Below are 10,262 nucleotides of genomic sequence, written 5' to 3'. Positions count from 1 at the left end.
TCCAGTAGCTGATTTCTGTTAAGTGGCACGAGGAGCGATAAGATAGTCTTGAGTCGTTTGTCGTTTGCTCTACTCGTTAACTCGTGCTATCAACATTTATTGCTGACTTTCGCATTATCTTCGATCGCGATCCTGCTGCGCGTAACTGGTTGGAAGTTTTATTCTGCTATCCCGGCTTGCAGGCACTATTTTTCCATCGCCTCTGTCACTGGCTCCATAATATCGGGATTCCTTTTGTTCCTCGGTTTATTTCCCAGTTTTCTCGCTTTTTGACTGGTATTGAAATTCATCCTGGTGCCAAAATTGGTAAAGGGGTATTCATCGATCACGGGATGGGTGTTGTGATTGGTGAAACAGCAATTATCGGAGACTATTGCTTGATTTACCAAGGTGTCACCCTCGGCGGTACCGGTAAAGAATGTGGGAAGCGCCATCCTACCTTGGGGGAAAATGTTGTGATTGGGGGAGGTGCAAAGGTTCTCGGTAATATCCAAATCGGTAATAATGTCCGTATTGGTGCAGGTTCCGTTGTATTGCGGGATGTTCCTTCTGATTGTACGGTAGTGGGTATTCCGGGTAGAATTGTTTATCGTTCTGGTGTACGGGTGAATCCCCTAGAACATGGTAGTTTACCAGATTCTGAAGCGACAGCAATCCGAACTTTAGTGGATCGAATTGAGATGCTAGAACAACAAATGCAAGATTTAATTACTCAACAGTCTAGTCCAAATACCTCGAAACAGTTGGTTTGTGCCGGATTGAATTTGTCAGAAAATCCTGTTACTGTCGGTCGATCTTGCAGATTGGAAGATCAAGAGATTCAGGAGTTTTTCAATGGATCGGGGATTTGATTGTAGTTATTTGTCGTTGGTTATTTGTTGTTAGTAATTTGTTGTTTAGGTTTGTTGTGTAGGCGATCGTGTTCATGCTCTGTTTTATATAGTTTTAGCTGTTATAGGGGCGTTAGCCTAGCATTCTAATCAACAATTAACAACCAACAACCAACAACTAACAACTAACAACTAACAACCAATGACTAATAATAATCTCTTTTTTATCGCACTACTTCCACCTCAAGAAGTTCAGGATTACGCTAATGAGATTAAGCAGCATTTTGCTGAAAATCATCACAGCGAAGCTGCTTTTAAATCTCCACCACACATTACCCTCCAACCCCCCTTTGAATGGCAGGTTGATGACATGCAAGTTATAGAACAATCCTTAAGAGATTTTGCCAAAAACCAGATACCAGTGCCGATTATATTAAAAGGATTTGGGGCATTTTCTCCCAAAGTTATTTATATTAACGTCATCAAAACACCAGAATTAATGACGGTGCAACAATATTTGATGACTTATCTGGAAGAATCATTAAGGATTGTCTATCCACATGCTAAGAATCGTACCTTTTCTCCTCATATAACGGTTGCTTACCGAGACTTAACTAGGGAAAACTTTCGAGCCGCTTGGCCTGAATTTGAGCATCGTGAAGTAGAGTTTAAGTTTACAGTATCTCAATTAACACTACTCGTTCATAATGAGCAGAGATGGAATGTTATGACTGAGTTTCCATTTGGTTAAATAAAGCAGAATTAAACCTAAAACTCACAGGGGCTAAGAAACCGGGTTTATCGAAGAGGCTCAGAAACCCGGTTTCTTAATCAAGAAGAGGCTCAGAAACCCGGTTTCTTAATTGCGATAAGTAATCCTATCACATTCGTGCAAGAGCCGTTATTTTGGCAAGCTTATCTCTATCTAATCCCTCTAATTCATTAATATTCAACCAACCCTCCTTGACTAATCGGGCAAATACAAAGATAAGAACTGAATTTCTATATTCATACTTACCATCTATATCATGTCTTCTCGCACTTAAGAAATCATGTAAAATCCACATATCTTTAATTTCTGCGATCGCACTTGCTTTTACACGCACCTCTTCAATCAGAGTAGTGATTTCTCGCTGATATGCTTTTTCAAAGGCTTCTTTAGCCACATTTTCCTCGATATTAGACCAACCTATCTCACTCATTTGCATTACTCAAACTAAAGGAAAATATTGTGATGATTCCACTATGACAACTTTGATGAGGCCATCTTCATTTTGTAACATTCTACAGGCAAGATGCCTGTGCTACAAATGAGGGATTTACACGGAATAGGATGGATTTATTTTGATAGTTTGCTATGAATTCGCCCACCCATCTCCTTATGCTTTAAGCCTCCGTTGAAAAGGGAGCATCCCACTTTGGCAAAGATACTTGTTTTTGCCAAATTTTTCACCCCCCCAGCCCCCCTTGTGGAAGGGGGGAGCAAGAATACAACCTGCATTTCTTCCAAATCGGGAGGCTCCCGTTGAAAACGGATATCTGGTAATTCATACCAGGGAATGTTTGGATATTCATGGTGTTCCCAATGATAACCAAAGTGATAGCAAGTCAAAAATGACAAGAAGATTGGATAAGTTGTGCTGTTAGCATGATGGGGATTTGCCGGATATTTGTCATTTACCCGATGAGGCAAATAAGTGCCGAAGCAAAATAATTGCATGGAACTTAATAGTAACGGCAAAATCCAAAATACTATAAAGTTAGCCAGGGAAATATCAAATGTTTTATTCATTCCATAGAAAATTAATCCCCAACTACTCACAACGAAAAGAAATTGGTAGGGAGGCAAATATTCCCTAATAAATTTCAGATACCAGCGGATGGGATGATGATGGATACCGTCGTGGAAATCTGGATCGTTAATTTGGGCAGGATGACGATGATGTCGCCAGTGATTTCTGCGACATCGCTCATAAGGGAAGAAAGCATATAGCCCAAGAGCTAACTTTCCAATCAAGTCATTGGCTAGCTTATGCTTCGGAATCAGGCTCCTGTGCATGGCATCATGGGCAATAATAAATAAGCCAGTATGAAGGAAAGTTCGTCCTAAGATGGCAACACCCAACCAAAAGAGCGAAATGTCGGACAAAGGTAATGGCAGTAACAATAACAAGCTACCAGTCCAAAAAATTGCGATCGCAATTGTAATTAACACTCCTGTTTGGAAAATAGGAGCTATCAACCAGGATTCAGGAGAGTAATTTTCATTAGTTTGTTGCGATTTTTCGCTAATAGTGCCTGTCAATTAATTCCTCGCCAGGTTTTGTTGTATTGGGTTCTCTCAAATCAAAAAAGAAACCTCATAATTAGTTAGCATCCCAAGAAAAAGCGCCCTCATGGGAGAGCGCTCACTCCTCAACTTTGTTACCGCTATAGAGAGATACTCACGCTGAGTATTTCTCTAACGAACTAAGTTTAATAGCTCTTTAGGAGATGCAAGCAAATCAATGGCGACAAAGAAAATTTTGTTCTCAGGATTGAGCAAAAATCTCCATGCCATATTCATCCCGACACCGCCGCCAAACCAAGGAGTTTGCACTTTTCCAGTAACCTTGATTTGCGTATAACCATCTTCAGTAGCTTCAGCTACTCCTCTTTCTGGCATTAATTTGAGGTTTTGGCAATCTTCGCGGAAAAATCGCAAAACGGAATCTTTACCAACAATTGGTCTTTGGAAGGGAGGTTGCAGAGCGCCATCAGGAGTGAATAATTCAATTAGGGCATCAAAGTCATTGGCATTCATATTGTTCATGTAGTTTAGAACAGTTGAATTATCAATTCCTTCGATGGTTACTTTAGTCCGTTGTGAGCTTTCTTTAGGAACCACAACAGGTTCAGCAACCCTTTTGTAACTACCCAATTTGTTTTGATCGAATCCCATGTCAACCACAGAATTCCGTAATACTGTGATTTGTTGACCTGATTCCAAATCTCCGATTGCTTTCAATACAGCGGCGGCATTAGCAGAAAGTCGATAACCTTCTGGAATTGGAGCAACAATTCCTTCTTCCATCCATTGTCCAAGCTTATACCAAAAACCTAGCTTAATATTTGCGGACCATGTGGAATATGTGCGGCAAATCGGAGTATCAGTACGATTTGCTAAATCGCACATCGCTTGAGATTGTTCTCGGAAAGACATTTTCTGAATGTCATTAAGAGTTCCTTCTGCAAGCACCATGCTAGCAGCCCCTGGCGCAGCGATAGTAATTGATTTACCCATTTCCAGGTAAGCAAACCAAATCAATGCGAGTTGATCTTCAGCGCTAAGTTGAGTGAACCTGGCAATTGTTGCAGGTACAGCATCAGCAGCTAGAGTGTTTGGGAAAATACTACGAGCTGTGTCTATGGTAAACGGCATTGAACACCTACTTTTCTAGATTTGGTACTGACAAAACGGGCAAAACTAAGACTTTTGCGGAATTAAGCTTTGCTTTTCATTTTCTAGATTATCACAAAAGTCAACAAACTGCAACATAACTTTACATAACGATCGATAATACTCATGATTCAGGATGATTTAGGCAAACCCTTTATAATAAAATATTTTTTAGTGTTTTGTATAGAGTCAGGAGTGCGATTACTGTTTAGATATCCTATGGAAACGATATATGGACACCTTCAAGGTTTAAAGTCTAGCCAACTGATAACCCCGTAGAAACCGGGTTTATGAGCGCAAGTCCTATTAATCATAATTAGGGGAAGAGACGAAAAAATGGGTCCTTGGATCAGTCAATACAGATGGTGGATTCAACAACTTTTGCAGGAAAACGGATGCGATCCGAAAGGATTTATACCAGATGGGGAAATGGGACCAGTACCACCTTTGCATGTGCCAATACCTAATCCATTCTATCCAGAATCGGGGACTTAAGCTTTTTTAAGCCCACCAAAGCCGGATCTTTAATTATTAATATACCTCTTCAGGAATTAGATTTTAAAGCAAGAGTAGTTAAATGGTTTTAATCTTTTTTTTAGAGAGGTCTATTATTCCTAAAATGAACAGAATTAAAATTATTAGCCTGTAATTTAGATTATGGCAATACCTCTTAAGCAAACATTGATTATCTGGATGATTTGCTTGAATTTAGTTTCAGGCTGTATCCAAGGACAAGCAGAAAATTCGACTTGTTTAGAACCTACTTTGGCTGGAAGTATGGCGCAAAACCCAGTACAAGAGCCAATCCTTTTATTTCCTATAGTACGGAATCGTAAGTGGGGTTTTATTGATGTCACTGGGAAGGTTGTTATTGAACCAAAACTGAATTATACTGAGGGCTTCTCTGAAGAACGAGCGGCTTTCAACAATGGTAATGGCAAGTGGGGTTTTATCGATCCCACTGGGAGGGTTGTTATTCAGCCACAGTTTGATAAGGGTGACCAATTTTACGAACAGCGAGCCGCCGTCAAAATTGGGGAAAAGTGGGGTTTTATTGAACCACAGGGCAAATTTATTATTCAGCCGAGATTCACTCAGGTTTCTCGCTTTTTTGAAGGGAGAGCAGCAGTTGAAAATGGCTATTTATGGGGCTTTATCGATAGGGATGGCAAATTCATTGTTGAACCAAAATTTACGGGATACACTGATTTTTCTGAGGGGTTAGCAGGATTCGATATGAGCCAGAACAACCAAGACAAAACGGGCTTTATCGATCGCAGTGGAAAAGTTGTTATTGAGCTAGAGGATATCAACCCAGAGCTTGAAGGTGTAGGCTTCCAAAATGGATTAGCACCTGTTTGGGTAAGAAGCCCTGGCATTTGGAGATTTATTGATAGTATCTTAATTGAAAGTGGACGGGGACGGAAATTTTGGGGCTTCATTGACCGCAGCGGCAAGGTGGCTATCCCTTTAAAATATGATTCTGTTATAGGGTTTTCTGAATGTCTAGCTCCTGTAAAAACTGGTGGCAAGTGGGGATTTATTAATACTTCAGGTAAGATGGTGATTCAGTCCCAATTTGTAGATTTGCCTAGTGGTTTTTCTGAAGGGCTAGCTAGTGTAAAGATAAATCAAAAAGAAGGCTATATCGACAAAACAGGAAAAATAGTAATTGAGCCACAGTTTTCTCTGGCTGCAAGGTTTTCCGAAGGATTGGCTGCCGTTCAGATAGAAGAAGGCGGTAAGTGGGGGTTTATCGATCGCACAGGGAAGATGGTGATAGCGCCACAGTTTGATGATTCGGGTCTCTTTTCTAAAGGACTGGCACAGGTAAAAATTTATGGAAAATGGGGATATATTGACAAGACGGGAAAATACATTTGGTATCCCACAAATTGAGCGGAAATCAAAACACTATATTAGCATACTCCAGATTCCAGCCCAATAAACTCCCAAAGCCACACCTAAAGACATGACCTCAAACCAACCCATTTTTGACGCAATAGTCAACTTCTTCACCCAAGACAATTGGTCATTTACTCAAATAAAAAAACAATCAACCTTACGCCTAGCCTTTAAAGGAAAAAACGGTAAATGTGACTGTTACGCCCAAGTCAGAGAAGAACAGAAGCAATTCATCTTTTACTCTGTTTGCCCAGAGAGAGTACCAAAAACTAAGCGTCGAACTCTAGGCGAGTTTCTATTAAGAATAAATTATAGCCAAATTATCGGCAGTTTTGACCTAGACTTTAGTGATGGTGAAATTCGCTACAAAACTAGTATTAGTGTTAATAATAAATCCCTTACTTCCGATACTATAAAAGATTTGGTTTATACCAACGTTGGGATGCACTTTGGAATGAAACAATTATCCAAGCTTAAACAAATTTACCAACTAGAAGAAATAGTTCTATGAACAATTCTGATTCAATCGATTTTGAGGCTCTCGAAGCCATTACTGCTATAGCCTTAGCCGCTAGTAAAGGGAGTAAACGAAACCCTCTAGAGGCTTGGCTCGACGCTTGTAAAATAACGGCTTTGCCGTGGGTGAATCCGTTCCTCAATCTGATGAATTTTCCTGACGGTTTAATTGAGCAACAGGCGGTGCTAAGACAAATTGAAGAACAACTTGCTCAGTTGAGAGAGGAAGATCCACATCGAGATCCTGAACCACTAATTCGTGAAATGAGACAACAACTAGCAAACCAAACAACTCCTGAGCTAGCCAGTAAATTTGAGGAGTGGGTTGAGCGCCATTTTATAGATTGGGAAATTTCGGCTAACTTGCGTAACTGGCGGACTATTCTCTATAGAGCGGTTCACGATCCTTCTTTGTCTCCACCTGTTGGTTTGCAAAGATTACGTGCTCAAATTTATCAATGGTTTAGTCCAGAGCAATACGAGGAGCTAGAGTCACAGTTACTCCATCTTGCCCCACCACCGAGTGAGAAAGAGAAAGAGGTGGGTTTGACTTCATTATGTGCGGATGCGTTAACGATTGAAGAAATAAATTATCATGAATCAACAATTAGCGCCCTCAAACTACTAAAGATTGAGCTAACCGAGACAGAATGGAACGAACTGATGACATGGGCAGAAACCCTAGGAGAAGAAATGGGAATGTTACCTGAAGAGTTACAGGGCTATTTTTTGATTCATTAGAAAACAGCGCTCCCGATGTGGCGCAAGAGTTTTTCTGGATAAATAGTGAGATTTACAAGGAGCAGTGATAGGCTAGCGGCGAGCTAGCCTAACGCTCCCCCATAATTTGCTTTGAAGCATGACACCCAACTTGTTTCTCACTGAAATGTAACTTTGAAGTGAACTTCCCGTAAAAGATAACCAAACTTGAGAATTATTTAAAAGAAAATAATCAGCCAACCCATCAACCATTATCGTAATCTTCTGGAGAGCCTCTCAAAATAAACTCCCAAAGCTACACCTAAAGACATGACCTCAAACCAACCCATTTTTGACGCAATAGTCAACTTCTTCACCCAAGACAATTGGTCATTTACTCAAATAAAAAAACAATCAACCTTACGCCTAGCCTTTAAAGGAAAAAACGGTAAATGTGACTGTTACGCCCAAGTCAGAGAAAAAGAGAAACAATTCATCTTTTACTCAGTTTGCCCAGAGAGAGTACCAAAAACCAAACGTCGAGTTGTAGGCGAGTTTCTATTAAGAATAAATTATGGTCAAATTCTCGGCAGTTTTGACCTAGACTTTAGTGATGGTGAAATTCGCTATAAAACTAGTAGTATTATTAATCCTAAATCCCTCACTTCTGATACTATAAAAGATTTAGTTTATACCAATTTGATGATGATGGAGCAATATTTACCGGGAATTAGATTAGTTATATCTGGAGATATGTCACCAGAAGAAGCAATAGCAGAAACAGAAAATCTGGCAGAATGATGGTGTAACTTCTTACCTACCTTAACTATTCCTACCATTCCACACAGGATCCTTCCATCGTACTCGCAATGCTTGATACAGCGGATTTCAAGTGATTAAGGCAAATAGAAACCCGGTTTCGCCGAAGTTACCGGGTTTCTGCGGTGTACTTCATAAACCTGCAATCTGCTGTATGTCAACACCGATTACGGTGTGAGATAGATAGGCGAAGAGAGCTAAAATAAAATATGTAGAGTCAGGAGCCAGAATACTGGTTTAATAGCCTATCGAAACGATATACGGACACCTTCAAGGCCTAAAGTCCAGCCAACTCAAGCAGCTACAAAAGTTATATCACCAACGAGTACCGGGCGATCGCATCGCCACGCCCGAATTTGCCCAACGTCTCGCTGCGATTAGTGCTGAGATTAAACAGCCGCTCTGTACTTATATTAATCGCCGAGGGCAGGTGATGCGGGTGGGTGTGGGTACGCCGACTCAAACTAAAATACCGCCTCTTGAATTACCTCGCTACGGTGCGGAACGTTTGTGTGGAATTCGTTGTATTGCCACTCAACTTAAGTCAGAAACGCCCAAAAAAGCTGACTTAACCGCCATGGCGATTCAGCGGCTAGACGCATTAGTAATTCTCACAGTTACTGAGTCGGGATTTGAAAGGCGGGGGGGAGGTGCAACAGGATTTATTAAAGAAACCTATTTAGCCCATCTCATCCCAGTCAGCGCAGGCAGCGAAGAAAATTCAGACCAAAATTCTTGGAGTTTATCATCTCCCCAAAGCCTCGACATGCTAACCAAGCAAGATTTCTGGGATTTGGTGGTGGGATTGGAAGCCGAGTTTAGTCAGGAATTTGTCGCCCAACAGGTTGAAGTTGATTGCGATCGCGTTTTAATTGTAGGCTTAAAGACACAACAGCTAACTGAGGCCGAATTTGAAAATGGTTTAGCAGAAATTGCCCGTTTAGTAGAAACTGCTGGCGGAGAAGTTTTGCAAACCATGCGACAAAAAAGAACCCAACCTCATCCCCAAACCGTAGTCGGTGCAGGGAAAGTTGAGGAAATTGCCCTGATGGTACAAAATATAGGGGCAAATTTAGTAGTATTCGATCGGGATTTATCACCAGCACAAGTTCGCAATTTGGAAGCCCAAACTGGTATCAGAATTGTAGATCGTACTGAAGTAATTTTAGATATTTTCGCCCAACGCGCTCAATCCCGTGCTGGTAAATTGCAAGTAGAATTAGCCCAATTAGAATATATGTTACCTCGCCTTACAGGAAGAGGTCAGGCTATGTCTAGATTGGGTGGTGGAATTGGTACAAGAGGTCCCGGTGAAACGAAACTAGAAACGGAACGCCGTACCATTAGCCGCCGCATTACTAGATTACAACAAGAAGTGAACGAATTGCAAGCCCATCGCTCCCGGATGCGACAACGGCGACAAAAGCAAGATGTACCAACAATAGCAGTTGTTGGTTATACTAATGCCGGAAAATCGACATTATTAAATATATTAACTAATGCCGATGTTTATACCGCAGATCAGCTTTTTGCTACCCTAGATCCTACCACTCGAAAGCTACCGATTATGGATGCTGATACAGGTGAGAAAAAATCGATCTTGCTCACAGATACAGTAGGATTTATTCACGAATTACCTCCACCTCTAGTAGATGCTTTTCGGGCTACTTTAGAGGAAGTTACTGAATCTGATGCCCTATTGCATTTAGTAGATTTATCTCATCCGGCATGGCAAAGTCAAATTCGTTCAGTGATGTCAATTTTGGAAGAAATGCCCATTACACCTGGACCTATTCTACTAGCATTGAATAAGATTGATTGCGTAGATGGTGAAACCTTAGCATTAGCCAGAGATGAATGTCCCCAAGCCGTATTTATTTCTGCTAGTCAGCGTTTAGGATTGGAAAACCTGCGTCAGAAAATGTTGCAGTTAATTCAATATGCGTCAGGGTAGGGGATCCGTAGCGCCATTAAATCTTGCCCCCCTGCTCCCCAGGGTTGTTTCATTCTCCCACAGCAACAGGTTAAAACCTGTTGCTACACTGGCTTTACCG

General features: G+C 41.0%; 11 protein-coding genes. 8 read left to right on the top strand and 3 right to left on the bottom strand.

The window, feature by feature from the left end; genetic code table 11:
• Positions 1–83: 83 nt before the first annotated feature.
• Together cysE and NJ959_RS19390 are read left to right on the top strand one after the other, a co-directional pair.
• Positions 84–851, top strand: coding sequence for a serine O-acetyltransferase (cysE, locus tag NJ959_RS19395; RefSeq protein WP_254013388.1), 768 nt, complete (start codon positions 84–86; stop codon positions 849–851).
• A 181-nt stretch (positions 852–1,032) separates the two neighbouring features.
• A complete protein-coding gene (locus NJ959_RS19390; RefSeq protein ID WP_254013387.1) occupies positions 1,033–1,581 on the top strand; it encodes a 2'-5' RNA ligase family protein in 549 nt (182 codons plus the stop codon).
• 130 nt (positions 1,582–1,711) lie between these two features.
• Here the strand turns inward: NJ959_RS19390 and frp are convergent, their stop codons facing one another.
• The 3 genes from frp to NJ959_RS19375 form a co-directional block, all read right to left on the bottom strand.
• The gene (frp, locus tag NJ959_RS19385; RefSeq protein WP_373693681.1) at positions 1,712–2,038 is read right to left on the bottom strand and encodes a fluorescence recovery protein; all 327 of its coding nucleotides are present in this window, start codon (positions 2,036–2,038) and stop codon (positions 1,712–1,714) included.
• 131 nt (positions 2,039–2,169) lie between these two features.
• The gene (locus tag NJ959_RS19380) at positions 2,170–3,135 is read right to left on the bottom strand and encodes a fatty acid desaturase (protein WP_254013385.1); all 966 of its coding nucleotides are present in this window, start codon (positions 3,133–3,135) and stop codon (positions 2,170–2,172) included.
• 156 nt (positions 3,136–3,291) lie between these two features.
• Positions 3,292–4,251 carry an orange carotenoid-binding protein gene (locus tag NJ959_RS19375; protein ID WP_254013384.1) on the bottom strand — a complete coding sequence of 320 codons (960 nt, stop codon included), beginning with the start codon at positions 4,249–4,251 and terminating at the stop codon, positions 3,292–3,294.
• A 354-nt stretch (positions 4,252–4,605) separates the two neighbouring features.
• Here NJ959_RS19375 and NJ959_RS19370 point away from each other — a divergent pair, with 354 nt between their 5' ends.
• The 6 genes from NJ959_RS19370 (at position 4,606) to hflX (ending at position 10,162) form a co-directional block, all read left to right on the top strand.
• Positions 4,606–4,764 (top strand): hypothetical protein, encoded by a 159-nt coding sequence (locus NJ959_RS19370; protein WP_254013383.1) that lies wholly within the window; start codon positions 4,606–4,608, stop codon positions 4,762–4,764.
• A gap of 162 nt (positions 4,765–4,926) precedes the next feature.
• Positions 4,927–6,168: a WG repeat-containing protein gene (locus tag NJ959_RS19365; RefSeq protein WP_254013382.1), complete on the top strand. Its 1,242-nt coding sequence runs from the start codon at positions 4,927–4,929 to the stop codon at positions 6,166–6,168.
• 73 nt (positions 6,169–6,241) lie between these two features.
• Positions 6,242–6,685: a YbjN domain-containing protein gene (locus NJ959_RS19360; RefSeq protein WP_254013381.1), complete on the top strand. Its 444-nt coding sequence runs from the start codon at positions 6,242–6,244 to the stop codon at positions 6,683–6,685.
• Complete coding sequence (locus tag NJ959_RS19355) at positions 6,682–7,431, top strand: hypothetical protein (protein WP_254013380.1); 750 nt, start codon at positions 6,682–6,684, stop codon at positions 7,429–7,431. The genes NJ959_RS19360 and NJ959_RS19355 overlap by 4 nt, the downstream gene beginning before the upstream one ends.
• Before the next feature lie 288 nt (positions 7,432–7,719).
• On the top strand, positions 7,720–8,190 hold the full coding sequence (locus tag NJ959_RS19350; protein ID WP_254013379.1) for a type III secretion system chaperone family protein: 471 nt from the start codon (positions 7,720–7,722) through the stop codon (positions 8,188–8,190).
• Positions 8,191–8,455: 265 nt separating this feature from the next.
• Complete coding sequence (gene hflX / locus NJ959_RS19345) at positions 8,456–10,162, top strand: GTPase HflX (protein ID WP_254013389.1); 1,707 nt, start codon at positions 8,456–8,458, stop codon at positions 10,160–10,162.
• The last annotated feature ends 100 nt before the right edge of the window (positions 10,163–10,262 follow it).

Origin of the sequence: Limnofasciculus baicalensis BBK-W-15 (genome assembly GCF_024178385.1) — a bacterium.
GTDB lineage: Bacteria > Cyanobacteriota > Cyanobacteriia > Cyanobacteriales > Coleofasciculaceae > Limnofasciculus > Limnofasciculus baicalensis.
Note: the sequence above shows the minus strand (reverse complement) of the source record. Positions and strands in the feature narration are given on the sequence as shown.